This is a genomic window from Achromobacter sp. NPDC058515 (assembly GCF_042721735.1).
Lineage (GTDB): Bacteria > Pseudomonadota > Gammaproteobacteria > Burkholderiales > Burkholderiaceae_B > Achromobacter.
This window is the reverse complement of sequence record NZ_JBHXNI010000013.1, coordinates 1-25,075: the sequence shown is the minus strand read 5'-3', so window position 1 is coordinate 25,075 and position 25,075 is coordinate 1. Positions and strand designations below refer to the sequence as shown.

Below are 25,075 nucleotides of genomic sequence, written 5' to 3'. Positions count from 1 at the left end.
CCGGCGCGTACTGCGATCAATGCTGTTGAAACCACTTTAGGGCTGGCCCGCCGTCCGGACCATTCGCCGGTGGCACAGGCCGGGCTCGGCAGAATGACTAGACACTGGGCAGATCAGCAGGGCACCGGCGCATTGCGGCGGGCGTAGTACCACCAGGTGATCAGCATGCAAGTGGCGTAAAAGCCGATGAAGCAATAGAGCGCGGCCTGCACGCTTCCCGTCATCTCCAGCGAGGTGCCGAAGCTGCGCGGGATGAAGAAGCCGCCGTACGCGCCGATGGCGCCGGAAAAGCCCAGCACGGCCGCCGATTCCTTGGCGGCTTCCGACATGGCCTGCTTCTGCCCGGCCGGGCCCTTGCCTTGCGCCGCCTGGGTGCGTTCGCGCAGGAAGATCACGGGGATCATGCGGAACGTGGAGCCGTTGCCCAGGCCGGTCAGCGCGAACAGCACGATGAACATGGCCAGGAAGCCGTTGAAGTCGCCGCCGCTGCCGCCTGCAGGCAGGAAGGTCACCACGCCCAGCACCGCGGCGATCATGGCCGCGAAGGTGAACAGCGTGACCCGCGCCCCGCCCAGCTTGTCCGACACCCAGCCGCCCACGGGGCGCGTCAGGGAACCCACCAGCGGCCCCAGGAAGGCATAGGCCATCGGATCCACCTGCGGGAACAGCGTCTTGGTCAGCATGGCGAAGCCCGCCGAGAAGCCGATGAAGGACCCGAACGTGCCCACGTACAGCCAGCACATCAGCCAGTTGTGCTTGCGCTTGAAGATCACGGCCTGGTCGGCGAAGGAGGCCCGGGCGTCGGCGATGTCGTTCATGCCGAACCACGCGGCGATCGAGGCCAGCGCTATCGGTATCACCCAGATGAAGCCCGCGTTCTGCAGCCACAGGTTCTGCTGCGCGCCGCCGACCGTCACCGCTTGCGGCGAGCCCCCGGCCACGCCGAAGACGCCCACCGAGATGACGACCGGCACCACGAACTGCACCAGCGACACGCCCAGGTTGCCGATGCCGGCGTTCAGCCCGGTGGCCAGGCCCTTCTTCTCTTTCGGGAAGAAGAAGCTGATGTTGGCCATGCTGGAGCTGAAGTTGCCGCCGCCCAGGCCGCACAGGAGCGCCAGGATCAGCAAGGTGGGAAACGTCGTGGTCGGGTCTCGCAGCGCGAAGCCCATGCCCAGCGCCGGGATCAGCAGCGAGGCCGTGGAGATGGCCGTCCACTTGCGCCCGCCGAAGACGGGCACCAGGAAGGAATAGAAGATGCGCAGGGTGGCGCCCGACAGCGCGGGCAGCGCCGTCAGCCAGAACAGCTGGTTCTTGGACAGCATGAAGCCGGCGCGGTCCAGGTTGACCACCACCACGCTCCACAGCATCCAGATGCTGAACGCCAGCATCAGCGCCGGAATGGAGATCCAGAGGTTGCGGTTGGCGACGCGCGCGCCGGTCTGTTTCCAGAAGCCGGGATTATCCGGCTCCCAGCGCGCAAGGACTTGAGTGGACATGGGATTCTCTCAGGGTGTGGAGGTGGGTCAGGCGGCTTGCTGCCGGGCAATGGCCGCGCTTTCCGGCCGGAAACTGAAGTGCATGAAGATGAGCGAGACGCAGACGGTGCCGTACAGCAGCATGAAGGCGCTGGAGCGGATGCCGGTCAGGTCCAGCAGCACCCCGAACATGATCGGCAGCACGAATCCGCCCAGCCCGCCGGCCAGGCCGACGATGCCGGACACGGCGCCGATGTTGTCGCTGAACTCATCCGAAATGAACTTGAAGACGGAGGCCTTGCCGATCGCCATGGCGATGCCGACGACGAAGAGCAGGATGGTGAAGGTGGTGGGTCCCAGCGCGATGCCGAAGGAACGCGGGCCGCTGGCGGTCATGACGGTGAATTCGGTTTGCGGATAGCTGAGCAGGAAGAACGCCACCCAGCACACCCACATCACCCACCAGGTGGTCTTGTAGGCGCCGTAGCGGTCGGAGATCCAGCCGCCCATCGCGCGCAGCACGCCGCCGGGCAGGGAGAAGCACGCCGCCAGCAGCGCGGCCAGCTTCATGTCGAAGCCGTACTCGCCGATGTAGTACTTGGTCATCCACAGCGCCAGCGCCACGTAGCCGCCGAACACCACCGAGTAGTACTGGCAATAGCGCCAGACGCGCGGGTCCTTCAGCATGGCGAACTGCTGGGCCAGCGTGGCGCCGCGCGCCACCCGGTGCGACGGGTCGGAGGCCGAGAACATCCAGAACAGGATGGCGGTGACCAGCAGCGCCACGGCGTACACCTGGGGCACGATGACCCAGGCGCCGCCGGCGGCCGCGATCAGGGCGGGCGCCACGAACTTGGTGATGGCCGACCCGGAGTTGCCCGCGCCGAACACGCCCATCGCCAGGCCCTGCTTGTTGCGCGGGAACCAGCGCGCCACATAGGGCGTGCCCACCGAGAACGAACCGCCGGTCAGGCCGACGAACAGCGCCAGCACCAGGAACTGCCAGTACTCCGTGGCGTAGGACAGCAGCCAGATCGGCACCACCGCCAACAGCATCAGGATGAAGAAAACGGGCCGGCCGCCGTAGCGGTCCGTCCAGATGCCCAGCGGCACCCGCACCAGGGAACCGGTCAGGACCGGCATGGCGGCCAACAGGCCGAACTGGGTTTCGGACAGGCCCAGCTGGGCCTTGATCGGGATGCCCAGCACCGCAAAAATCATCCAGACCGCGAAACAGATGGTGAAGGCAAACGTGCTGGATATCAGGACCCGCATCGGCGCGCCGGCCGAGGAATGATTTGCTGCCATGGTTACTCTCGCTTTGCTGACGAATTCCTATGTCGCTAGCCTAGGGACGGCAGCCCGCTTCCACCATTCGCCAGCCGACCAGAAGCCCCTTGCCAATGTGCCTAGTCACGCAAGGGATCCGGCCGGGCTTGCGCTGGATCAAATCCTCGCGCTGGCGGGCACCGGGCCGCGGGATTAATATGTATTTCAAATACACTTTCTGGAATGCGATGCGCCGCTCGCGTCGCGCAATGGCGCCCCACCTCATGACCACCCTGCTTTCCATCGAAGAACCCGCCCGGCCGCCGCGCCGCGCGCGGCCGCAATGGCGCGCCTTCACCGAGATGGGCTTTCGCCCGCTGTATCTGGCCGGCTGCTTCTGGGCGCTGGCGTCCGTGCTGCTGTGGGTGCATGCGCCCGCCCGCATCACGGGCGTGCTGAACGGCATGCCCTGGCATGCGCATGAAATGCTGTGGGGTTTCGTGGCCACCATCGCCGTGGGCTTCCTGCTGACGGCGGGCGCCAACTGGACCGGCAAGAATCCGCTGCGCGGCAATGCCCTGGCCGCCCTGTGCCTGCTATGGATCGCGGCGCGCGCGGGCTACCTCGTGCCGGGCCGCCCCGCGTTCGTGGCCGCCGCCGCGGCCGACCTGCTGTTTTTCCTGTGGGCGGCCGGCGCGCTGGGACGCGCCGTCGCCGTCACGCGCAACCAGCGCAATTACGGCGTGCCCCTCCTGCTGCTGGCGCTGGGCGCCACCAACGCGCTCTACCTCTGGGCCGCGGCCTCCGGCGACTACCTGACGCTGATGCGCTACTTCAATGCCGGCCTCTTGTGCATGGCGGTGCTGACCCTGCTGATCGCGCGCCGCGTCATGCCGTTCTTCGCCAAGCGCGCCGTGGCGGGCCTGGACATTCCCCCCCACACCAAGAGCGGCCACTGGCAGCTGGGCGCCGGCATCGTCGCCATCGCCTGCCTGCTGGCGGGCGCGCAGCAGGTTGCCGCGCTGGCGCTGGCCGCCACCGGGCTGATCGCGCTGGTGCAATGGATATCCTGGAAGCCCTGGGCCGTGCGCCGCGTGCCGCTGCTGTGGATTCTCTATGCGGGCTACCTCGGGCTGGGCATCGGCCTGCTGGTGGGCGCGGCGCAGTTGGCCGGCTACATCGTCCGGCCCGCGTGGCCCGCGCATGTGATCGGCGTGGCCGGCTTCTCGGTGCTGATCCTGGGCATGGTGACGCGCACCGCGCTAGGCCACCTGGGACGCCCGCTGCAAACGGACCGCAGCATGGTCGTCAGCTACGCGCTGATGATCCTGGCGGCCCTGCTGCGGCTGGCCGCCCTGCTGCCGACGGCCGCCACGCTGGGCTTCTTGCACGCCTCGGCCACCGCCTGGGCGCTGGCCCTGGGGTTGTACCTGTGGCGGTTCTTCCCGATGATGATCCGCCCGCGCGCGGACGCCGCCAAGCAGGCGGCGCCGGTCATGCGCGCCGTGCCGGTGGCGCGCACGCGCAGCTAGGGCGCAGTTGCCGCTAGCTGCGGCCTTCGCGGCGCTCGATCGCGGCGACTTCGCGGCGCATCGCCTTCAGCCAGGCCTTGAGCAGGGACTCGTCCGAGAACTGCATCACCTCGTGCTCGAGCTCCCTGATGTATTCCTGGATGTCGACGATGTCGGCGTCCAGCTCTTCGATGACCGTTTCCGGATCGAACGAGGCGAACGGATCCAGGTCGTAGCGCAGCTTGAAGCCTTCTTCCGCGTAGCTGGACTGGCTCAGGACCTCGTCCAGCTGGGCTTGCAGCATGGCGTTCGCCTCCGGGAGCCGGTCGTCGGCGACGGCCGTGTCCACGCCGGCTTGCAGCGCCGGGGCCCGAGCCGCCAGGCGCGCGCGCTCCGCGTCCTGCAGCGCTTGCCACGCGACCGGGTTCGGCTCGGACTTGCGGGTGGCCAGGCGCGCCTGCTCCAGCAGTTCCTCGGCGTCCTCGTCCTCGTACTGGTCCACGATGAGCTGCAGCAGTTGCGTGGGCGTAAACGTGCCCAGATCGGCATCCGCGTCCAGCCCCAGCGCCTCGATCAGCGCCGCCCTCGCGTTTTCAATGTCTTCGGCGACGTCCGCGTCGTAGTCGGATCCGCTGTGCTTCTTATACAGGGCCTTGAGCCGCGCGGCATCGCAGCCGGCGGGCAGTTCCCCCTTGGCCGCCAGCAGCAGCAGCTCTTCGGAAAACTCCGTGACCAGTTCGGATACGAATTCGCGTTCGGCCTTGGACAGGCCCATCTGCTTGTGCGCGTGGTCAAAGCACAGCACCAGCTTGTGGCGCAGCAGATGCAGCTTTTCCTCAAGCGGACGCAGTTCTTGCGTGTACTTGCGCTGGTAGTCCGCTTCGACCGCCTGCCACTGTCCCAGGCGGGCGCGTTCCGTCTCCAGCCTGGCCTGTAGACGCTCAAATAACTGCCGCGGATTTTCGAGGGATTTTTCGTCCATGGACCTGCTCCTTGCAAACCGGGTAATGAATACAGCCGCCACTCTAAACGATACGCGCAAACCCCTCTTGAAAAACATCATCAATAACGCTAATCATTATTATTAATATAGAATCACGGCTGTCCGCAACACCCTCGCCTGGCAGCCCTGATGTCCCTGCGCTCCCTTGCGGGCCCCACCCCCTCACGCAAACGCCTGATCCTGATCGCCGCCGCCCTGTTGCTGGCCCTGCTGATCGGTGCGGCTGTCTGGCTGGCGGGCAATAAAGGCCCCGCCGCTCCGCCCCCGCCCAACTATGGGCAGATTCCCGTCGCCGTCAGCGTCGCCGCGGCGCGCGTCGGCCCCCTGCAGCGCGACCTGCATGCGCTGGGCACCATCACGCCGCTGGCGCAGGTGACCTTGCGCAGCCAGGTCGACGGCGAGCTGATGAAGCTGCATTTCACCGAGGGCCAGGCCGTCGCCCGGGGCCAGCTGCTGGCCGAGATCGATCCCCGCCCCTATCTTGCCGCGCTGGCCTTTGCCGAAGGCGAACTGGCGCAGACCCAGGCGCTGCTGGACAACGCCGCGGCTGACCTGCAGCGCTACCGCAAGCTGGCGCGCCAGGAAGCCGTGGCCGGACAGCAGCTCGATACCGCCGAAGCCCAGGTCCGCGTCTATTCCGCCCAGCGCAGGAAGAACCTGGCCCAGGTGGCCGAGGCGCAGCGCCAGCTGGACCACACCCGCATCGTCGCCCCGCAGTCCGGCCGCATCGGGCTGCGCCGCGTCGACGCGGGCAACCATGTGCGCGCCGGCGACGCCAACGGGCTGACGACGCTGGTGCAGACCATGCCCATCTCCGCCCTGTTCAGCATTTCCGAGACCCGGCTGGACATCTTGCGCGAGGCCCAGGCCAAGACCGCCGCGCTGCGCGTGCAGGCCTGGGACGCCGACGACCGCCGCATCCTGGCCGAGGGCACGCTGGAGGCGCTGGACAACCGCGTCCAGGCCGCCAGCGGCACCGTCCGGCTGCGCGCCCGCTTCGACAACGCCGACGAATCGCTCTTTCCCAACCAGTTCGTGAACATCCGGCTGGCCGTGGCGCAGCAGGACAACGTCGTGACCATACCGACCGCCGCCGTGCAGTACGGGTCCGAGGGCGCGTTCGTCTTCGTCATCGGAGAAGACACGCGGGCCATGCGCCGCGTGCTGGAACTGGGTCCGGCCAACGCCGGCCGCGTCGTCGTGCAGGCGGGCCTGGCCCAGGACGAGCGCGTCGTCGTCGAGGGCGTGGACCGCCTGCACGACGGACGCGACGTGCAGATCGTCGAACATCAAAGCTGAGTCGCGCATGAGCCTGTCACGCCCCTTCATCCTGCGCCCCGTCGCCACGTCCTTTCTCATGATCGCCCTGCTGCTGTCGGGCATCCTGGCCTGGCGCATGCTGCCCGTGGCGGCGCTGCCGCAGGTCGACTACCCCATCATCCAGGTGACCACGCAGTATCCAGGGGCCAGCCCCAATGTGACGGCGCGCGCCGTCACCGCGCCGCTGGAACGGCGCTTCGGCCAGATACCCGGGCTCAAGCAGATGTCTTCCACCAGCGGCAGCGGCATCTCGGTCATCACGCTGCAATTCTCGCTGGACGTGTCGCTGGGCGTGGCCGAGCAAGAGGTGCAGGCCGCCATCAGCGCCAGCGATTCGCTGCTGCCCGACGACCTGCCCACCCCGCCCGTCTACCGCAAGGTCAACCCGGCGGACGTGCCCATCCTGACGCTGGCCATTACCTCGGATTCGCTGCCGCTGCCCAAGGTGTACGACCTGGTCGACACCCGCATGACCCAGCGGCTGTCGCAGCTGTCGGGCGTAGGAATGGTCAGCCTGGCGGGCGGCCAGCGCCCCGCCGTGCGCGTGCAGGTCAACCCCATGGCGCTGGCCGCCCGCGGCCTGCAGCTGTCGGACGTGCAGGAAGCCATCGCCAAGGCGAACTCCAACCAGCCCAAGGGCAGCTTCGACGGGCCGGTGCGGTCCGTCATCATGGACGCCAACGACCAGCTCCAGAGCGCCGAGGAATACCGCCAGCTGATCGTCGCGTGGAAGAACGGCGCGCCGGTGCGGCTGGGCCAGGTCGCCACCGTGGAAGACGGCGCCGAGGACCGCTACCTGGCCGCATGGGTGGACAAGCAGCCCGCGGTGCTGGTCAACATCCAGCGCCAGCCCGGCGCCAACGTCATCGCCGTGGCCGACCAGGTCAAGGCGCTGTTGCCGCAGCTGACCGCCAGCCTGCCCGCCGCCGCGCAGGTGCGCATCCTGACCGACCGCACCGAGAGCATCCGCGCGTCCGTGCGCGGGGTGCAGTGGGAACTGGTGTTCGCGGTGGGGCTGGTGGTGCTGGTGACCTTCCTGTTCCTGCGCAACCTGCCCGCCACGCTGATCCCCAGCCTGGCCGTGCCGCTGTCTTTGATCGGCACCTTCGGCTTCATGCACCTGGCCGGCTTTTCCACCAACAACCTCACGCTGATGGCGCTGACGATAGGCGCGGGCTTCGTCGTGGACGACGCCATCGTCATGCTGGAGAACATTGCGCGCTACCGCGAGCAGGGCCACAGCCCCATGTCGGCCGCGCTCAAGGGCGCCGGGCAGATCGGCTTCACGCTGGTGTCCCTGACCCTGTCGCTGATCGCCGTGCTGATCCCGCTGCTTTTCATGGAAGACGTGGTGGGCCGCCTGTTCCGTGAATTCGCGATCACGCTGGCCGTCGCCATCCTGATATCGCTGGCCGTGTCGCTCACGCTTACCCCGATGATGTGCGCGCGCCTGCTGCCCGCGCACGTGGAATCGCGCCCCGGCCTGCTGGACCGCGTGCAGGCGCGCTACGCCGGCTGGCTGGACGTGACGCTGCGCCACCAGCGCCTGACCCTGCTGGCGATGCTGGCCACCGTGGCGCTGACCGGCCTGCTCTATCTGGCGGTGCCCAAGGGATTCTTTCCGGTGCAGGACGGCGGCGTGCTGCAGGGGGTGACCCAGTCGTCGCAGAGCACCTCGTTCGACGCCATGTCGCGCCGCCAGCAGGCGGTGGCGCAGAGCCTGCTGGCCGATCCGGACGTAGCCAGCCTGTCGTCCTTCATCGGCATCGACGGCATGAACGCCACGCTGAACACGGGGCGCCTGCTGATCAACCTGAAGCCCTGGGGCGAGCGCAGCGCGCCGCTGGCGGACATCATGGCGCGGCTGGACGCGCGCGCCCGCGAGGTCCAGGGCATCTCGCTGTACCTGCAGCCGGTGCAGGAGCTCAATATCGAAGACCGCGTGAGCCGCGGGCAGTATCAGTTCACGCTGACCTCGCCCGACAGCGCGCTGCTGGCCCGCTGGACCGGCGAACTGATGCAGCGCCTGGCGCAGGCGCCCGAGCTGGCCGAGGTCTCGTCCGACCTGCAGGGAGACGGCCGCCAGGCCTACCTGCAAGTCTCGCGCGACGCGGCCGCGCGCCTGGGCGTGACCATGGACGACGTGGTGCAGACGCTGTACAACGCCTTTGGCCAGCGCCAGGTCGCCACCCTGTTCACGCAGTCCAACCAGTACCGCGTGGTGCTGGAGGTGGACCGGAGCATGGCCATGAGCCCCGACGCGCTGGAGCGCATCCACCTGCAGACCGAGGACGGCCAGGCCATCCCGCTGTCGGCGCTGGCCACGGTCAGCGAGCGCGCGGCGCCGCTGGCGGTCAATCACCTGTCCCAGTTCCCGGCGGTGAACCTGTCGTTCAACCTGCCGCCCGGCGGCTCGCTGGGCGAGGCCATCGCCGCCATCGAATCGGCGAAGCAGGCGATCGGCATGCCCGAGAGCGTGGAGCTGCGCCTGCAGGGCGCGGCGTCCGCCTTCCAGGCCTCGCTGTCCAACACGCTGTGGCTGATGCTGGCCGCCGTGGTCACCATGTACCTGGTGCTGGGCATGCTGTATGAAAGCGCCATCCACCCCATCACCATCCTGTCCACCCTGCCCTCGGCCACCGTCGGCGCGCTGCTCGCGCTGCTGATCACCGGGCGCCCGCTGGACCTGATCGCCGTCATCGGCATCATCCTGCTCATCGGGCTGGTCAAGAAGAACGGCATCATGATGGTGGACTTTGCGCTGGAGGCCGAGCGCACGCGCGGCCTCGCGCCGCGCGAGGCCATCCGCGAAGCCGCGCTGCTGCGCCTGCGCCCCATCCTGATGACCACGCTGGCCGCGCTGTTCGGCGCGCTGCCGCTGATGCTGGCGACGGGCTCCGGCGCGGAACTGCGCCAGCCGCTGGGCTGGGTCATGGTGGGCGGGCTGCTGGTCAGCCAGGTGCTGACGCTGTTCACCACCCCCGCCGTCTACCTGTTCTTCCACCGCCTGGGCCAGCGGCGCGCCGTGGCCGCCGGCAAGCCCGGCGCTGAAGGCCCCGCGCCATGATCCGGGCCTTGCTGCACCGGCCCATCGCCTGCATCTTCCTGGCCGTGGCGCTGACCCTGCTGGGCGCGGTGGCGTGGCGGCTGCTGCCCGTGGCGCCGCTGCCCCAGGTGGATTTCCCCACCATCGAGGTGCGCGCCGACCTGCCCGGCGCCAGCCCGGAAAGCATGGCCAGCACGGTGGCCGCGCCGCTGGAGCGCGCGCTGGGCAGCATCGCGGGCGTCAGTTCCATGACCTCGTCCAGCAACCAGGGCGCCACCCGGGTGCAGTTGCAGTTCGATCTGGACCGCGACATCAACGAGGCCGCCCGCGACGTGCAGGCCGCCATCAACGCCGCCCGCGCCGAACTGCCGGCCGGCATGCCGGGCAATCCCAGCTACCGCAAGGTCAATCCCTCGCAGGCGCCCATCATGGCGCTGGCGCTCAGTTCGGCCAACCGGCCCGCAGGCCAGCTCTATGACCTGGGCTCGACGGTGCTGGCGCAGAAGATCTCGCAGATAAGCGGCGTGGGCGAAGTGACGATGGGCGGCAGCTCCCTGCCCGCCGTGCGGGTGCAGGTCAATTCCAACGCGCTGGCGCATTACGGCGTGGCGCTGGACGACGTGCGCCAGGCCATCGCCGACGCGGCGCCCATGGGCCCGCAAGGCCAGCTGGATTCGGCGGGCCGGCGCTGGGAGGTCGGCACGCCCGACCAGCCCAAGAGCGCGCATGACTACAACAGCCTGATCGTGCGCCACAAGGACGGCGCGGTGATCCGGCTGTCGCAGGTGGCGCGCGTGAGCGACTCGGTTGAAAACCGCTACAGCAGCGGCTTTCACAACCGCAATCCGGCGGTGGTGCTGACCATCAGCCGCCAGCCGGGCTCCAACATCATCGAGACCATCGGCGCCATCAACCAGGCCCTGCCCGGCCTGCGCGCCCTGATGCCCGCCGACGTGGACCTGACCGTGGCGCTGGACCGCTCGCCCGGCATCAACGCCACCCTGCGCGAAGCCCACATCACCCTGGCGCTGGCCGCCGGGCTGGTGATCCTGGTGGTGTGGCTGTTCCTGGGCAACGCCCGCGCCGCCGCCATACCCAGCGTGGCGATCCCGGTGTGCCTGATCGCGACCTTCGCCGTCATGTACGTGTGGGGCTTTTCGCTCAACAACCTGTCTCTGATGGCGCTGATCGTGGCGGCCGGCCTGGTGGTGGACGACGCCATCGTGGTGCTGGAGAACATCTCGCGCCATATCGAGCGCGGCCTGACGCCGGCCAAGGCCGCCCTGCGCGGCGTGCGCGAAGTGGGCTTCACCCTGGTGGCCATGACCCTGGCGCTGAGCGTGGTCTTTGTCTCCATCCTGTTCATGGGCGGGCTGGTCGAGCGGCTGTTCCGCGAGTTCTCGATCACGCTGGTGGCCGCCACGGTGATCTCCCTGGTGGTGTCGGTGGCCATCATCCCGGCCCTGTGCGCCCGCTGGCTCAAGCCCGGCGCCCATGCCGCCCAGGCGCGCCGCCCCTCGCGCATGCAGGCCGCCTTTGCCCGCGCGCACGACTGGTACGGCAGGTCGCTGGCGCGCGTGCTGGGCCATGCCCGCCTGACGCTCTTGCTGCTGGCCGGCGTGGTCGGGCTGAACATCTACCTGTATGTGCAGGCGCCCAAGGGCTTCCTGCCCGTGCAGGACACCGGGCAGCTCATGGGCTTCGTGCGCGGCGACGACGGCTTTTCGTTCCAGGTCATGCAGCCCAAGATCGACCAGTACCGGCAGCTGGTCCTCAAGCACCCCGCCGTGCAGGACGTCATCGGCTACAACGGCGGCGGCCTGGGCATCAGCAACTCGCTCTTCCTGATCCGCCTGAAGCCCGCCTCGGAACGCAAGGAATCCTCCACCGAAGTCATCAACTGGCTGCGCACGAATTCCCCGCCCGTGCCGGGCGGCATGTTCTTCCTGAACGTGGACCAGGACCTGCGCATGCCCGGCGGCTTCGGCAATTCCGGCGACCATGAACTGGCCATCATGGCCAGCGACGTCCCCGCGCTGCGGCAATGGTCGCGCAAGATCTCCAAGGCCATGCAGGAGATCCCCGAGCTGCGCGACGTGGACGCCGAGGGCGACGGCGCGACGCAGCAGGTCGTGATCAACATCGACCGCAGCGCAGCGCAGCGCCTGGGCGTGGACATGAGCACCATCAGCAGCGTGCTCAGCAATTCCTTCAGCCAGCGCCAGGTCGCCACCCTGTACGACGCCATGAACCAGTACCGCGTCGTGCTGGAGCTGGACCCGCGCTACACCGAAGACCCGGAGGTGCTGGAGCAGGTGCAGGTGGTGGCCGCCGACGGCACGCGGGTGCCGCTGACGGCGTTCGCCACCTACGAGCACGGGCTGGTCAATGACCGCGTGTTCCACGACGGCCTGTTCGCGGCGGTGGGCGTCGGCTTTTCGCTGGCCCCCGGCGTCTCGCTGGAACAGGGCCTGGCCGCCATCGACGCCGCCATGGCCAAGCTGATGGTGCCGTCCTACATCCAGACGCGGCTGGGCGGCGACGCGCGCAACTTCCAGCAAAGCCTGCAGGACCAGCCCTGGCTGATCCTGGCGGTGCTGGTCGCCATCTACCTGGTGCTGGGCATCCTCTATGAAAGCCCGCTGCATCCGCTGACGATCCTGTCGACCCTGCCGTCCGCGGGCGTGGGCGCGCTGCTGGCCCTGCGGCTGGCGGGCATCGAATTCACCCTGATCGCGCTGCTGGGCCTGTTCCTGCTGGTCGGCATCGTCATGAAGAACGCCATCCTGATGATCGACTTTGCGATCAGCCTGGAGCGGCGCGAGAACCTGACGCCGGAACAGGCCATCCACCGCGCCGCCATGCTGCGCCTGCGCCCCATCGTCATGACCAACCTGGCCGGCCTGCTGGGCGCGCTGCCCCTGGTGCTGGGCATGGGAGAGGGATCGGAGCTGCGGCGTCCGCTGGGCATCGCCATCGTCGGCGGCCTGATGATCAGCCAGTTCCTGACGCTGTACACGACGCCCATCGTATATCTGGCGCTGGAGCGGCTGCGGGGAAAGGCGCGGGGCGCCCGGCCCCGCCAGGCCACTTAGGGCCTGTTCACACTAAAAGGAGCCTCGCTAGTGAAAACAGGCCCTAGCCGGAAGATAAAAAGCTCAATAGAATCAATTGGCACGCTGAAGAAAGCCCGTTCAACCGCGGCATCTCGCGCCCATCGCCTGCGCGCGCTCCGCGGCTGATCCCGCCTCTTCCGCCACCGGCAGAGACGCAAGATTGCCTCGACCCCGGGCACCCCAGGCGTTCACGCGGCGCTCCGCCACAGGACCGCGGCGTGGACTGTTGCGGTCAGGCTCCAGCCAGAACTGACACCCGATGCCGACGCTGACTTGTTCGAATCGGCTGCTGCTGATCGGCGCCCTCTGCCTCAGCGGCTGCGTGCAACTCGGGCCCGACTTCGAGCCTCAGCGCGAAGCATGGGCCGGACAATGGAACACGCCGGCGCTGCGGCAGGCCACCCAGACGCGGCTGCAGCCGGATGCCCGGGAGTGGTGGCGGATCTTTGACGACCCCGTCCTTGAGTACCTGATTGCCCAGGCCGACGCGCACAACGCGGGCCTGCGGATTGCCGGCCTGCAGATCCTGGAAGCCCGGGCGCAGCTCGGCATCGCCGCCAGCGGCCGCTACCCGCAAACCCAGATCGTGGGCGCCGACGCCCTGTACCAGAACCGGCCGTCGCGCTCGGCCGAGGGCAATCCTCGCGCAAGCAGTTTCTGGCAGTACAGCGCCGGATTCGACATCGGCTGGGAACTGGATTTCTGGGGACGTTTCAGCCGGGCCATCGAATCGGCGGATGCGTCGTACTTCGCGGCCCAGGCCCATCGCGAAGACGTGCTGGTGCTGCTGCGCGCCCAGGTCGCCGAAAGCTACTTTGCGCTGCGCACCACCGAGGCGCGGCTGCGCATCGCCCGCGACAATGCCGGCATCCAGAAGCGCAGCTACGAGATCACCGAGCGGCTGTTCCGCAGCGGCGAGACCGACGAACTGGACCTGCAGCAGGCCAAGACGCAGTACCTGAGCACTCTGGGCGCCATTCCCGAGTTCGAAAGCCAGATCATGCGGACCCGCAACGCGCTGGCCGTCCTGATCGGCCGCCCGCCCGGCCCCATGCCGGAACTGCCGGAGCTGGCGGAAAAGGTGGCCGTCGTTCCCTTGATCGACCGAGCGGTCCTGCAGGACGTCCCCGCCGACCTGCTGCTGCGCCGCCCCGACATCCGCGCCGCGGAACTGCGGATCGCGGCGCAGTCGGCGCTGGTCGGCGTGGCCGAGACGGACCTCTACCCCTCCTTGGCCCTGCTGGGCAGTATCGTCTGGTCCGCCACGTCGCTGGCCGGCACGTCGGGCGGCATGGCGCTGATCGGCGGGCCCAGCCTGAGCTGGAACGTGTTCGATCACGGCCGCCTGAAGAACAACGTGCGCCTGCAGGACGCGCGGCTCCAGCAACTGATCGTCGCCTACCAGGACGAGGTGCGCCAGGCGGCGCGCGAGGCCGACGATGCCGCGAGCGGCCTGATCAAGGCCCTGGAGCGCGACGGCATCCTGCATGACTCGGCGCTGGCCGCCCGGCGGTCGTTGACGCTGGCCAACGCGCTGCACCGCGAGGGCTACACGGACTTCCAGCGCGTGCTCGACGCCCAGCGCGCCCTGGCCGCCCAGCAGGACGCCTATGTCGTGAACCGCGGCGCCGCCGTGAGCGACCTGATTGCCTTGTACAAGGCGCTGGGCGGCGGCTGGCAAAGCGAACAGCCCATCGTCGACCCCGCCACCCGCGACCAGATGCGGCAGCGCACCGACTGGGGCGATCTGCTGTCCGAGCCGAACCGTCCTTCCGCCGCCCTCCCCGTGCAAAAGGTGCGATCCGATGAGTGAGACCCCGCGTCCCCCCGCCGCGCCGCCGCCCCCGCCCCCGCCGCCGCCCGCCGACCCCGCCAGGAAGGGCGTCAGGTGGGTCGCGCTGCTGATCGTGCTGAGCCTCGCCTGGTATCTGATGGCCGACCGGTACACGCCCTACACCCAGCAGGCGCGGGTGGAGGCCTTTGTGGTGCCCGTGGCCTCTGAGGTGTCGGGCCGCGTGACCAAGGTGCATGTGCGCAACAACCAGGACGTCCAGGCCGGCGCCATCCTGTTCGAGGTGGACCCGGAGCATTACCGGATCGCCCTGGACCGCGCCCGCGCGGACCTGGAGGCGACGCGCCGGCAGATCGGCGCCAGCACGGCCGGCATCGACTCGGCGCAGGCGTCCTTGCGCGCCGCGCAGGCCAACGAAGTCAGGGCGCGCCAGGACAGCAGCCGGCTCGAACGCCTGTACCGCGAAGACCAGGGCACGGTTTCGCTGCGCCGGCTGGAGATCGCGCGGGCCAACCTGGCGCAGGCCGTCAGCCAGGTCGCGGCGGCGCGGGCGGAAGTGCAGCGGGCGCGCGAACAGGAAGGCGGCAGCGAGGAAGACAACGCCAAGCTGCGCAGCGCCGCCTCGGCGGTGGAGAAGGCGGCGCTGGACCTGGCCAACACGCAGGTGCGCGCGCGCTCGGCGGGCCTGGTGACCGACCTGCGCACCGACGCCGGCCAGTTCGCCGCCGCCGGCAATCCGGTGATGACGCTGATCGCCATCCACGACGTCTGGATCAACGCGGAGATGACGGAGAACAATCTGGGCCATGTCGCGCCCGGCACGCCGGTGGCGGTCGTCCTGGATGCGCTGCCGGGCAGGATCTTCGAGGGCCGCGTGCGCAGCGTGGGCTATGGCGTCAATGTCGGGCCCGGCACGCCTCCCGGCAGCCTGCCGACGGTGCAGAACAGCCGCGACTGGCTGCGCCCGGCCCAGCGCTTTCCGGTCGCGGTCGAGATCGATCCGGGGGAACTGCCCAGCCTGCGCGGCGTGCGCGTGGGCGGCCAGGCGGAGGTCATGGCGTTTCCCTTCCCCGGCAATCCGCTCAATCCGCTGGGCCGCCTGTACTTGCGCCTGATGAGCTGGCTTTCCTATGCCTACTGACGCCGACGCCTATGCCTGCTGATTCCGACCCCCGCGGCAAGCGCGCGCTGCGCCTGGCCTCAGGCACGGCCCTGTGCCTTGCCATCAGCTTCGGCCTGGACCTGCCGATTCCCATGATCGCGCCGGTGCTCGGCCTGTTCCTGCTGGCCTCGATGAACCGCCCCCTGTCCTTGAAGTCCGGGCTGGGCCTGATTCTGGTCGTCCTGTTCACCACGGCCAGCGGCCTTCTGCTCAGCCCCTTGCTGCGGCACTACCCGGCAAGCGGCGTGCTGCTGATCGGCCTGGGCCTCTTTCTCGCCTTCCGCTACGGCCTGCGCGGCGGCAACAGCCTCGTGTCCCTGTTCCTGGTCATCGGCCTGACCATGATTTCCGCGGCCGGGACCATCGATTTCAGGCTGGCCGCCACCGTGGTCGAAGCCCTGGCCAAGGGCCTGCTGGTCGCCGTCCTGGTCATGGGCCTGTGCCACTGGCTGCTTCCGGAGGCGCCGGATGCGCCGGCGCCGCCCGCGCCCCCGGTTTTGCCCGAGCGCGAGGCCAGCCGGATGGCGCTGCGCGCCTCGCTGGTCGTGCTGCCGGCCTTTCTGCTGGCCCTGACCGACCCGCTGGGCTACATGCCCATCATCCTGAAGTCGGTCAGCCTGGGCCGGCAAAGCTGCGTCACCGCCGCGCAAGGCGCCGCGCGCGAGCTGCTGGGCTCCACGTTGCTGGGCGGCGCGCTGGCGATCGTCTTCTGGTGCGCCCTGAGCCTGTTCGTGAGCCTGTGGATGTTCTTCCTGTGGATGCTGCTGTTCGGCCTCGTGGCCGCGCGCAAGCTCTATCGGCTGAGCCCGACGCGGCACCCGCCCAGCTTCTGGCTGAACACCCTGGCCACGCTGATCATCCTGCTCGGCCAATCGGTGCAGGACAGCGTCGCCGGCAAGGATGTCTACACCGCCTTCGCCGTGCGCATGGGACTGTTCATCGCCGTCACGCTCTATGCCTGCCTGATGCTGCGCCTGCTGGAGCCGCAGCCCCGGGCGCCGCGCAAACCCGGTTTTTTCCGCCGCCTTCCGTTTGGACGACTCAACAGGAGCCCGCCATGACACCGCAAGACACGCAACCCGACGCCGCCCCCGCCACCGGCTGGCGCTTCAAGTGCGGGATCGGGATCTTCATCCTGGCCTTCGCGCTCTGGTTCCTCATTCCCATCGCGGCCACCATGGACGCGCCGGGCTCGCGCATCGCGGCGCTGACCGGCGCGATTTTCATCGCCAACAAGGTGTTGCTGATCACCTGCATCGCCGTCATGGGCAAGGAGGGATTCCAGCAGCTCAAGGGGATCGTGTCCGGCCACGCGAAGCGGCTGGCGCCCGCGAAAAAGGTCGGGCCGATCCGCCACGCCGTCGGCCTGGTGATGTTCGTCCTGCCGCTGCTCACGTCGATGCTCGAACCCTATGTCGACCAGATCTGGCCGGGGCTCAGGCCCAACCTGTGGCAGGTTCAGCTGCTGGGCGACATCATGCTGGTCGCCAGCTTCTTCGTGCTGGGCGGCGACTTCTGGAACAAGCTGCGCGCGCTGTTCGTCCGCTCGGTCTAGGCGCGGCGGACGGCCGGCGGATGCCGCCGCCGGCCCAGGTCCGCCGGCGCGCCGCCTCAAACCTTGGGCGGCGCGGTCTCCCGTTCGGGGTGCCGGTGCTTGCCCAGCGCCTCGATGAAAGCGGCCGCGCCCTTGTCCGCGGCGGCATCGCCCAGCAGCAGGCCGCCGTCGTCCGGGTCCGGCTCGATGCCCGCGGCCGCGAATACCTTCGCGCCCTCGCCCATGCCCATCAGCGTCTTGCCATGGCGGAAGGCGTCGCGCAGGAACTCCAGCGCCCGCCCGTCCGCCTGCAGGCGCGCCACGGCCGCCGCGCCGCCGGGCACCAATGCCCCGTCGAACACGCCCGAGGGATGGTTGTCCAGCGATGCGTCGGCGTCCAGCGCGCCCCCGCCATCGGCCTTGAGCGGCCCGATGCGCTGCCCCACCAGCCGCACCACGGCGCCCGCCTTGATCAGCGCGTCGGCCACGGCGGATACCGCCTTGCCGTCCACGCCCTCGGCGACCAGGATGGCCACCTTGCGCGTGGCCACGCCGCCGTCGCCGGGCCGCGCGGTCAGGGACAGCGCCGGGGACACCTCCACTTCGGGCTTGGGCGGCTTCTCGATCGCGCGCGGCAAGGGTTCCGGCAAGGCCATGCCCAGCTGATCGGCCACCGCCTGGGCAAGTTCGTCCGACACATTGCGCAGGGACGCCACCATCCGCTGCCGGATGGGGGGCACCGTCAGCTTGCTCAATTCAAACGAGAAGGCATTGATGATGTGCTGCCGTTCCCAGCGCGTCTGGCTGTTGTAGAACAGCGTGGCCTGGTTGTAGTGCTCGGCGAACTTTTCCGGATGCCCGCGCAGTTCGTCTCCGGCGACCGGCTCGGGAAACGGCACGAAGCCGTCCATCCCCGCCTGGAACGGACAGCCGCCCGCCAGCGAGTTGGGCTCGTAGGCGACCCGCCCGCGATGGATGGCCTGCCGGTGCATGCCGTCGCGCTGGTTGTTGTGCACGGGCGCGAGCGGCGCATTGATCGGGATCTCGTGGAAATTGGGGCCGCCCAGCCGCGAGATCTGCGTATCCACATAGGAATGGATGCGGCCGGCCAGCAGCGGGTCGTTGGTGAAGTCCAGGCCGGGAACGATATGCGCGGCGCAGAAGGCGACCTGCTCGGTTTCCGCGAAGAAATTGTCGGGATTGCGGTCCAGCACCATCCGGCCCACCGGCACCACGGGCACCAGTTCCTCGGGCACGATCTTGGTCGGGTCCAGCACGTCGAAGCTGAATCCGTCGGCCTGATCGTCCGTGAACACCTGCACTCCCAGCTCCCATTCGGGGCCGTTGCCGGCGTCGATGGCTTCCCACAGGTCGCGCCGGTGGAAGTCGGGGTCTGCCCCCGACACCTTGACCGCCTCGTCCCACACCTGCGAATGGGTGCCCAGAACAGGGCTCCAGTGGAACTTGACCAGCCGCGATTCGCCCTTGGCGTTGACGAACCGGAAGGTATGCACGCCAAAGCCCTGCATCATCCGGAAGCTGCGCGGAATGCCCCGGTCCGACATGACCCACATCAGCATGTGGGTGGATTCCGGCATCAGCGACACGAAGTCCCAGAAAGTGTCGTGGGCGGACGCGGCTTGCGGCATGCCGTGGTGCGCCTCGGCCTTGACCGCGTGGACCAGGTCCGGGAACTTCATCGCGTCCTGGATGAAGAAGACCGGAATGTTGTTGCCCACCAGGTCCCAGTTGCCCTCGTCGGTGTAGAACTTCACGGCGAAGCCGCGCACGTCGCGCGCCGTATCCTTGGAGCCGCGTTCGCCGGCCACGGTGGAAAACCGCACGAAGACCGGCGTGCGCTTGCCCTTTTCGGCAAACAGCGACGCGGCGGTCAGGTCCGTCAGCGGCTTGTAGCACTCGAAGTAGCCATGCGCCGCCGAGCCGCGCGCGTGCACGATGCGTTCCGGAATGCGCTCGTGGTCGAAGTGCGTGATCTTCTCGCGCAGGATGAAGTCCTTCAGCAAGGCGGGCCCGCGCACCCCGGCCTTGAGCGAATGCTGGTTGTCGCCAACGGGCACGCCCTGGTTGGTGGTCAGCGCCTGGGCGCCGCCGTCCGCGCGCACGCGGGCCAGCCGGCCGTCGACGGCGTTGACGCCCGGCTCGGCCGGGTCGCCAGTCTTGTCCGACGCTTCCTTCTCGGACAGGGAACTGGCCCCGACGGACGGGTCCACCGCGTCCACGTGGGCGCCCGCGTAGGGGCAGCGCGCGGCTTCTTCGCCGTACTCCGCGGCCTTGTTGGCGTTATGGGGGATGGCGCCGGCCGTGGCGCCGACGGCCGCGGCCCGCTTGAGGGCCGGATGCGCGGCATTGGCGGCGGGGCCGGAGGCCGGGCCGCTATCGGTGTTCATATAGGCGGTGTCGAGCGCGGCGTTCGGACCAGCCTTGCCTGGTTTCTTGCTTGCCATGGAATGTCTCCTAGTTCGTCAGCAGCTTGTCGCGCGCCTGCTCGGCCCGCGACGCGCCTATGGCGGATTCCACCTGCTTGACCTCTTCCGGCGGCGGCAGCACGGCCGGGAAGCCCAGCGACTCGATCCACAGTTCCCGCGACCAGCCGTGCGTGTGATACAGGTGGTGGTCCTCGTCGGTCGCCACGGCGTCGTACGCCTGCTTGAGGATCCTGGCTTCCTCGCCGGAGTGCTTTTCGGTGATGACGCCGATCAGCGCCCAGTTCGCATGGTCCTTGGTTTCGGCCAGCACCACGCATTCGGTGGCCACGAGCTGCGCGGCATCCGGGTCCCCGGCGCTTGCCGCCATCTTCATGGCCTTGACCAGCGATTCGCCCAGATGGCGGACCACGTCGCGGCCGGGCGACTTCGCCTCGGGGTCCAGCTTCAATTGCTCGAAGACGGTCAGCAGCACGCGGCGATGCGTGCGGGTTTCCTCCAGGTAGCCCAGCCATTCCTTCTTCAGGTCGTCGTTGACGGCACAGGACACGGCGGTCTCGTACACGGCAAGGCCGCCGATCTCGGTCTCCAGGGCCTGATACAGCAGTTCCTTGATCTGTCGGGCGTTTCCGGCTTTGCGTTTCATAGGGTGCTCCTTGGCATCTGTCTTGGGGCATCGGCGACGGGCCCCCAGCGGTCATTCGGGATGGAAGCGGCCAGCCAGCAATCGCCGTGCCCGGCCCTGCGCGGCGGGCGCGCCGCGCGCCCAGCGCGCAGAAAATACAAACTCCTTGCCATCGCAACCATGACCCCAATTAGCTTAGAATTGGAACCATTCTCAATAAAAACGTAACCGCCCGGCGCGCGGCGGCGTCCACAACAAGAGGCTCGTCCTGAAATCCGGTTTCCGCCTGTCCATGGCCTGGCTCCACACGTGGGTCGGCCTCTGGTTTTCGTGGCTGCTGTTTGCAGTGTTCCTGACGGGTTCGCTCGCCGTCTTCTCCGAGCCCATCACGCACTGGATGACGCCCGAGCACCAGGCGGCCGAAGCCCGGGCGGCGCGGCAGGCATCCGAGCCGGTCGACCGGGCGCGGCGGCTCGAACTGGCCGTGGACTACATGTCGCGCAAGCACGCGGGCGCGGGCATGTGGGAGATCTGGCCCGTCAACCGCGGGCACGACAACGGCCTGACCGCGTACTGGTTCGACAAGAACGGCCAGTACGCCGAAGCGGAGCTGGATCCCCTTACCGGCGCCGAGCTGGACGACCACCATGACGACGAAGGCCGCGCCACCCTGGGCGGCACGCACTTCGTGAACTTCCATTACACGCTGCACGACGCCGGGCTCGGGCTGTGGATCGTCGCCTTCGCCACCATGGCGATGCTGGTGGCGCTGATCTCGGGCGTGGTCACGCACAAGCGCATCCTCAAGGACTTCTTCACCTTCCGCGCCAGGAAGGGCCAAAGGTCCTGGCTGGACGCGCACAATGCGGTGGCGGTGCTGACCCTGCCCTTCCAGTTCATGATCGCCTACACCGGCATCGTGATCTCCAGCGCGGTGCTGATGCCCGCCCCTGTCGCCGCCCACTATGGCGCCGGCGCGCAAGCCGCCCGCCTGTACCTGGCCGAGATGACGGGCGAAGAGAAGACCGCGCGCACGGGCGCGGCGCTGGCCATGCCGGCGCTGGAGCCCATCGTGGGGCGGGCCGAGCAGTTGATCGGCCAGACCGCGCGCGCCATCGTCATCGCCAACCCCGAAGACAGCTCCATGCGCATCGCCGTCTACGGCTGGAACGAGGACGCCGACACCTTCCGCAGCATCAGCGCCACCACCGGCATGGCGGAGTTTTCCGGGGACGGCGGGGAGTTGCTGCGCATGCGGCCCGCGGGCGGCGTGAACGGCGGCGCCGCCTCGCTGACGCGCCAGGTGATGTCGGACCTGCACATGGGGCAATTCGGCGGACTGGCCATCAAGTGGCTGTACTTCATTTGCGGCATGGCGGGCGCGGCCATGATGGGCACGGGCGCGGTGCTGTTCATGGTCAAGCGGCGCGCCAAGCACGGCAACGAATTCGGCGCGGCGACGGCGCGGGCCTACCGCCTGATCGAAGGGCTGAACGTGGCGGCGCTGGCCGGGCTGGCCATCGCCTGCGTCGGCTACTTCTGGGCCAACCGCCTGCTGCCGGTCGCGCTGGAGAACCGCGCCCTGTGGGAATTGCGCGGCTTCTTTCTGACCTGGGCGCTGACGCTGGCCCACGCCTGGCTGTGCAGCCCGCGCCGCGCCTGGATCGCGCAACTGACGCTGCTGGCCGCGCTGTGCCTGCTGCTGCCGGTGCTGTCGCTCGTCATGCTGGGCGATCATCCGATCGCGCAGATCGCGCGCGGCGACTGGGAAAGCGCCGGCGTGGAACTCACCGCAATCGCATTCGGCGTACTATCCGGCTGGGCTGCCCTCCGCTTGCACAGGCAGCCCCTGACCGCGCCTCCCCAGCGCAAACCCCGCGCAAACCAGGAGGCTGCCGCATGAACATGAACGATCTCTTCGCCATCGCGATGGCGCTGCTGCTGACCTACGCCGGCATGGCCTGCCTGAGCCTGGCGATGCCGCGCCACTACGACCAGGTCTGGGGACGCGATCCCGGCGCCGGCCACACGCGCGTGCTGCGCGGCGCCGGCGTGCTGCTGCTGGGCCTGGCCATCCTGCCCTGCGTGGGCTTGTGGGGCAATACGGTGGGCGTGGTGGCCTGGCTGGGCTGGCTGTCGGCCGGCGCCCTGCTTTGGGTCGGCATGCTGTCCTGGGCGCCGCGCCCCGCCGCGGGCACGGCCGCGCTGGCGGTGGCGATATCGCTGGTGGGCGTCGGCATCGGTTTCTAGAGTTCCCCCGGGGCGGACGGGGCCGGATTGCGCATTTCGCACCCGGCGCCGCGCATTTGATGCGCATCAACCAAGACTGACATCCTGCGCTCGCGCCCCGTCGCGAGCACCATATGTGGTGGTAGAGTTTTCACACCCCACTACATATGGTGTCAGTCATGCATATCCAACACATCCTCAAGCGCGACGGCCGCGTCGTTCCATTCGATCGCGACAAGATCGCGCAGGCCATGGCGGCGGCGGGCCAGGGCACCGGGGAGTTGGACCTGGCGGGCGCGCAGGCATTGACCGGCGCGGTCATCGCGGCGCTGGCGGACAACGTATGTCCCGGCGTCGAAACCATCCAGAACCGCGTGGAAGAAGCGCTGGTCCAGGCGGGCCACTGGCGCACCGCGCGCGCCTACATCGTCCACCGCGAGCAGCACGCCCGCCTGCGCGCGCTGCGCCACACGCTGGTGGACGTGGAAAGCGCCATGGAAGAGTACCTGGACCAGCGCGATTGGCGCGTCAACGCCAACGCGAACCAGGGCTACAGCCTGGGCGGCCTGATCCTGAACGTGGCGGGCAAGGTCACGGCCAACTACTGGCTGTCCAACGTCTTCGCGCCGCAGGCCGGACGCGCCCATCGCGAAGGCGACATCCACATCCATGACCTGGACATGCTCAGCGGCTATTGCGCCGGCTGGTCCCTGCGCCAGCTGCTGACCGAAGGCTTCAACGGCATCCCCGGCAAGGTGGAATCCACGCCTCCCAAGCACATGTCGGCCGCCATCGGCCAGATCGTGAACTTCCTGGGCACGCTGCAGAACGAATGGGCGGGCGCGCAGGCCTTCAGCTCCTTCGACACCTACATGGCCCCCTTCATCCGCCGCGACGCGATGACGTACGCCGACGTGAAGCAGTCGATCCAGGAACTGATCTTCAACCTGAACGTGCCCAGCCGCTGGGGCACGCAGACGCCGTTCACCAACCTGACCTTCGACTGGACCTGCCCGCCCGACCTGAAGGAGCAGATCCCCTACGTGGGCGGCGAGGAAATGCCCTTCTCCTACGGCGAGCTGCAGGCCGAGATGGACATGATCAACCGCGCCTACATCGAGGTCATGATGGCGGGCGACGCGAAGGGACGCGTCTTCACGTTTCCCATCCCCACCTACAACATCACCCCCGACTTCGACTGGGACCATCCCAACACCGAGCGCCTGTTTGAAATGACGGCGCGCTACGGGCTGCCCTACTTCCAGAACTTCCTGAATTCCGACCTGGAGCCGCACATGGTGCGCTCCATGTGCTGCCGCCTGCAGCTGGACCTGCGCGAACTGCTCAAGCGCGGCAACGGCCTGTTCGGCTCCGCCGAGCAGACCGGCTCGGTGGGCGTGGTGACGGTGAACTGCGCCCGCCTGGGCTACACCTGCCGAGGCGACGAGGCGCAGCTCATGGACCGCCTGGACCACCTGCTGGGCCTGGGCCGCGACGTGCTGGAGACCAAGCGCAAGGTGGTGCAGCGCTACATCGACCAGGGGCTCTATCCCTATACCCGCCGCTACCTGGGCACGCTGCGCAATCACTTCAGCACGCTGGGCGTGAACGGCATCAACGAGATGATCCGCAACTTCACGGACGACGCCGAAGACGTCACCACCGCGGCGGGCCACGCGCTGGCCGTGCGGCTGCTGGACCGCGTGCGCGAGCGCATGACCGAATTCCAGGAAGAAACCGGCCACCTCTACAACCTGGAGGCCACGCCGGCCGAGGGCACCACCTACCGCTTCGCGCGGGAAGACAGGAAGCGCTATCCCGGCATCCTGCAGGCGGGCACCGACGCGCAGCCCTACTACACCAACTCCAGCCAGCTCCCGGTGGGCCATACCGACGATCCGTTCCATGCGCTGGAGCTGCAGGAGACGCTGCAGGGCAAGTACACCGGCGGCACCGTGCTGCACCTGTACATGAACGAAGCGGTGTCTTCCGCCGACGCGTGCAAGCAGCTGGTGCGCCGCGCGCTGTCGAACTTCCGGCTGCCCTACATCACCGTGACGCCCACGTTCTCGATCTGCCCGAATCACGGCTATCTGGCCGGCCACCACGAGTTCTGCCCCAAATGCGACGCCGAACTTGTCGCCAGGCAATCCGCGTGCTGCGCCCCGGCCTAGCGCCGGGGCCTGTTCCCCGCCGGGCATCCGCCCGGCATCCCCTTCCAAGGAAACCCTATGCAAACCTTGACCGCCCCCGTCGCCATCTCCGCTCCCGTCGCCCGGCTGGACGACAGCCAGCGCGTGCGCTGCGAAGTCTGGACCCGCGTGATGGGCTATCACCGCCCCGTTTCTTCCTTCAACACCGGCAAACAAGGCGAATTCAATGAACGCCGCTTCTTCGTCGAACGCCGCGCCTGAGGGCACGCCGAAAGCCGCCGCAACCGGCCGGGGGGGGGGGCCGCCCCCCCCCCCCCCAACCCGCCCCCCCCCGCGCCCCACGGCGGCGTGGTCCACCGGCGCGAAGTTCACCGCCGTCGTGTGGGAGCCGTA

General features: G+C 68.6%; 17 protein-coding genes. 12 read left to right on the top strand and 5 right to left on the bottom strand.

Annotated features, from left to right (window positions below):
• Positions 1 to 113: 113 nt before the first annotated feature.
• Both ACFWP0_RS20970 and ACFWP0_RS20965 read right to left on the bottom strand, forming a co-directional pair.
• On the bottom strand, positions 114 to 1,499 hold the full coding sequence (locus ACFWP0_RS20970; protein WP_377845255.1) for a NarK family nitrate/nitrite MFS transporter: 1,386 nt from the start codon (positions 1,497 to 1,499) through the stop codon (positions 114 to 116).
• Between the two features lie 27 nt (positions 1,500 to 1,526).
• Positions 1,527 to 2,786 carry a nitrate/nitrite transporter gene (locus ACFWP0_RS20965; RefSeq protein ID WP_377845253.1) on the bottom strand — a complete coding sequence of 420 codons (1,260 nt, stop codon included), beginning with the start codon at positions 2,784 to 2,786 and terminating at the stop codon, positions 1,527 to 1,529.
• 245 nt (positions 2,787 to 3,031) lie between these two features.
• On the opposite strand from ACFWP0_RS20965, the gene ACFWP0_RS20960 reads away from it, so the two are divergent.
• On the top strand, positions 3,032 to 4,279 hold the full coding sequence (locus tag ACFWP0_RS20960) for an NnrS family protein (protein WP_377845251.1): 1,248 nt from the start codon (positions 3,032 to 3,034) through the stop codon (positions 4,277 to 4,279).
• Positions 4,280 to 4,292: 13 nt separating this feature from the next.
• Here ACFWP0_RS20960 and ACFWP0_RS20955 read toward each other — a convergent pair whose 3' ends face one another.
• A complete protein-coding gene (locus tag ACFWP0_RS20955) occupies positions 4,293 to 5,240 on the bottom strand; it encodes a molecular chaperone DnaJ (RefSeq protein ID WP_377845249.1) in 948 nt (315 codons plus the stop codon).
• 150 nt (positions 5,241 to 5,390) lie between these two features.
• On the opposite strand from ACFWP0_RS20955, the gene ACFWP0_RS20950 reads away from it, so the two are divergent.
• From ACFWP0_RS20950 to ACFWP0_RS20920, 7 genes are all read left to right on the top strand, one after another.
• Positions 5,391 to 6,560, top strand: a complete 1,170-nt coding sequence (locus tag ACFWP0_RS20950; RefSeq protein ID WP_377845248.1) for an efflux RND transporter periplasmic adaptor subunit — start codon at positions 5,391 to 5,393, stop codon at positions 6,558 to 6,560.
• A gap of 7 nt (positions 6,561 to 6,567) precedes the next feature.
• Positions 6,568 to 9,648 carry a multidrug efflux RND transporter permease subunit gene (locus ACFWP0_RS20945; RefSeq protein WP_377845246.1) on the top strand — a complete coding sequence of 1,027 codons (3,081 nt, stop codon included), beginning with the start codon at positions 6,568 to 6,570 and terminating at the stop codon, positions 9,646 to 9,648.
• Positions 9,645 to 12,722, top strand: a complete 3,078-nt coding sequence (locus tag ACFWP0_RS20940) for an efflux RND transporter permease subunit (protein WP_377845245.1) — start codon at positions 9,645 to 9,647, stop codon at positions 12,720 to 12,722. Before ACFWP0_RS20945 ends, ACFWP0_RS20940 begins: the two co-directional genes overlap by 4 nt.
• 280 nt (positions 12,723 to 13,002) lie before the next feature.
• Positions 13,003 to 14,556 (top strand): efflux transporter outer membrane subunit, encoded by a 1,554-nt coding sequence (locus ACFWP0_RS20935; RefSeq protein WP_377845243.1) that lies wholly within the window; start codon positions 13,003 to 13,005, stop codon positions 14,554 to 14,556.
• Entirely contained in the window at positions 14,549 to 15,676 is a 1,128-nt protein-coding gene (locus ACFWP0_RS20930; RefSeq protein ID WP_377845241.1) for an HlyD family secretion protein, read from the top strand. Before ACFWP0_RS20935 ends, ACFWP0_RS20930 begins: the two co-directional genes overlap by 8 nt.
• 11 nt (positions 15,677 to 15,687) lie before the next feature.
• Positions 15,688 to 16,758, top strand: a complete 1,071-nt coding sequence (locus ACFWP0_RS20925; protein WP_377845239.1) for a DUF2955 domain-containing protein — start codon at positions 15,688 to 15,690, stop codon at positions 16,756 to 16,758.
• Positions 16,755 to 17,252 (top strand): transporter suffix domain-containing protein, encoded by a 498-nt coding sequence (locus ACFWP0_RS20920; protein WP_377845237.1) that lies wholly within the window; start codon positions 16,755 to 16,757, stop codon positions 17,250 to 17,252. Before ACFWP0_RS20925 ends, ACFWP0_RS20920 begins: the two co-directional genes overlap by 4 nt.
• A gap of 56 nt (positions 17,253 to 17,308) precedes the next feature.
• Here ACFWP0_RS20920 and ACFWP0_RS20915 read toward each other — a convergent pair whose 3' ends face one another.
• Positions 17,309 to 19,696: a catalase gene (locus tag ACFWP0_RS20915; protein WP_377845235.1), complete on the bottom strand. Its 2,388-nt coding sequence runs from the start codon at positions 19,694 to 19,696 to the stop codon at positions 17,309 to 17,311.
• Positions 19,697 to 19,706: 10 nt separating this feature from the next.
• Positions 19,707 to 20,321, bottom strand: coding sequence for a hypothetical protein (locus tag ACFWP0_RS20910; protein WP_377845234.1), 615 nt, complete (start codon positions 20,319 to 20,321; stop codon positions 19,707 to 19,709).
• Between the two features lie 271 nt (positions 20,322 to 20,592).
• Here ACFWP0_RS20910 and ACFWP0_RS20905 point away from each other — a divergent pair, with 271 nt between their 5' ends.
• The 4 genes from ACFWP0_RS20905 to nrdD all read left to right on the top strand — a co-directional run bounded on the left by ACFWP0_RS20905 (position 20,593) and on the right by nrdD (position 24,943).
• Positions 20,593 to 22,203 (top strand): PepSY-associated TM helix domain-containing protein, encoded by a 1,611-nt coding sequence (locus ACFWP0_RS20905; protein ID WP_377845232.1) that lies wholly within the window; start codon positions 20,593 to 20,595, stop codon positions 22,201 to 22,203.
• Positions 22,200 to 22,550, top strand: coding sequence for a DUF3325 domain-containing protein (locus ACFWP0_RS20900; protein ID WP_377845230.1), 351 nt, complete (start codon positions 22,200 to 22,202; stop codon positions 22,548 to 22,550). Before ACFWP0_RS20905 ends, ACFWP0_RS20900 begins: the two co-directional genes overlap by 4 nt.
• 158 nt (positions 22,551 to 22,708) lie before the next feature.
• Positions 22,709 to 24,703, top strand: a complete 1,995-nt coding sequence (locus tag ACFWP0_RS20895; protein ID WP_377845228.1) for a ribonucleoside triphosphate reductase — start codon at positions 22,709 to 22,711, stop codon at positions 24,701 to 24,703.
• A gap of 57 nt (positions 24,704 to 24,760) precedes the next feature.
• Entirely contained in the window at positions 24,761 to 24,943 is a 183-nt protein-coding gene (gene nrdD, locus ACFWP0_RS20890) for an anaerobic ribonucleoside-triphosphate reductase (RefSeq protein ID WP_377845226.1), read from the top strand.
• The last annotated feature ends 132 nt before the right edge of the window (positions 24,944 to 25,075 follow it).

Coding starts and splice junctions, on each gene's coding strand:
- ACFWP0_RS20970 (WP_377845255.1), bottom strand. CDS start 1,499: ATGTCCACTCAAGTCCTTGCGCGCTGGGAGCCGGATAATCCCGGCTTC.
- ACFWP0_RS20965 (WP_377845253.1), bottom strand. CDS start 2,786: ATGGCAGCAAATCATTCCTCGGCCGGCGCGCCGATGCGGGTCCTGATA.
- ACFWP0_RS20960 (WP_377845251.1), top strand. CDS start 3,032: ATGACCACCCTGCTTTCCATCGAAGAACCCGCCCGGCCGCCGCGCCGC.
- ACFWP0_RS20955 (WP_377845249.1), bottom strand. CDS start 5,240: ATGGACGAAAAATCCCTCGAAAATCCGCGGCAGTTATTTGAGCGTCTA.
- ACFWP0_RS20950 (WP_377845248.1), top strand. CDS start 5,391: ATGTCCCTGCGCTCCCTTGCGGGCCCCACCCCCTCACGCAAACGCCTG.
- ACFWP0_RS20945 (WP_377845246.1), top strand. CDS start 6,568: ATGAGCCTGTCACGCCCCTTCATCCTGCGCCCCGTCGCCACGTCCTTT.
- ACFWP0_RS20940 (WP_377845245.1), top strand. CDS start 9,645: ATGATCCGGGCCTTGCTGCACCGGCCCATCGCCTGCATCTTCCTGGCC.
- ACFWP0_RS20935 (WP_377845243.1), top strand. CDS start 13,003: ATGCCGACGCTGACTTGTTCGAATCGGCTGCTGCTGATCGGCGCCCTC.
- ACFWP0_RS20930 (WP_377845241.1), top strand. CDS start 14,549: ATGAGTGAGACCCCGCGTCCCCCCGCCGCGCCGCCGCCCCCGCCCCCG.
- ACFWP0_RS20925 (WP_377845239.1), top strand. CDS start 15,688: ATGCCTGCTGATTCCGACCCCCGCGGCAAGCGCGCGCTGCGCCTGGCC.
- ACFWP0_RS20920 (WP_377845237.1), top strand. CDS start 16,755: ATGACACCGCAAGACACGCAACCCGACGCCGCCCCCGCCACCGGCTGG.
- ACFWP0_RS20915 (WP_377845235.1), bottom strand. CDS start 19,696: ATGGCAAGCAAGAAACCAGGCAAGGCTGGTCCGAACGCCGCGCTCGAC.
- ACFWP0_RS20910 (WP_377845234.1), bottom strand. CDS start 20,321: ATGAAACGCAAAGCCGGAAACGCCCGACAGATCAAGGAACTGCTGTAT.
- ACFWP0_RS20905 (WP_377845232.1), top strand. CDS start 20,593: ATGGCCTGGCTCCACACGTGGGTCGGCCTCTGGTTTTCGTGGCTGCTG.
- ACFWP0_RS20900 (WP_377845230.1), top strand. CDS start 22,200: ATGAACATGAACGATCTCTTCGCCATCGCGATGGCGCTGCTGCTGACC.
- ACFWP0_RS20895 (WP_377845228.1), top strand. CDS start 22,709: ATGCATATCCAACACATCCTCAAGCGCGACGGCCGCGTCGTTCCATTC.
- nrdD (WP_377845226.1), top strand. CDS start 24,761: ATGCAAACCTTGACCGCCCCCGTCGCCATCTCCGCTCCCGTCGCCCGG.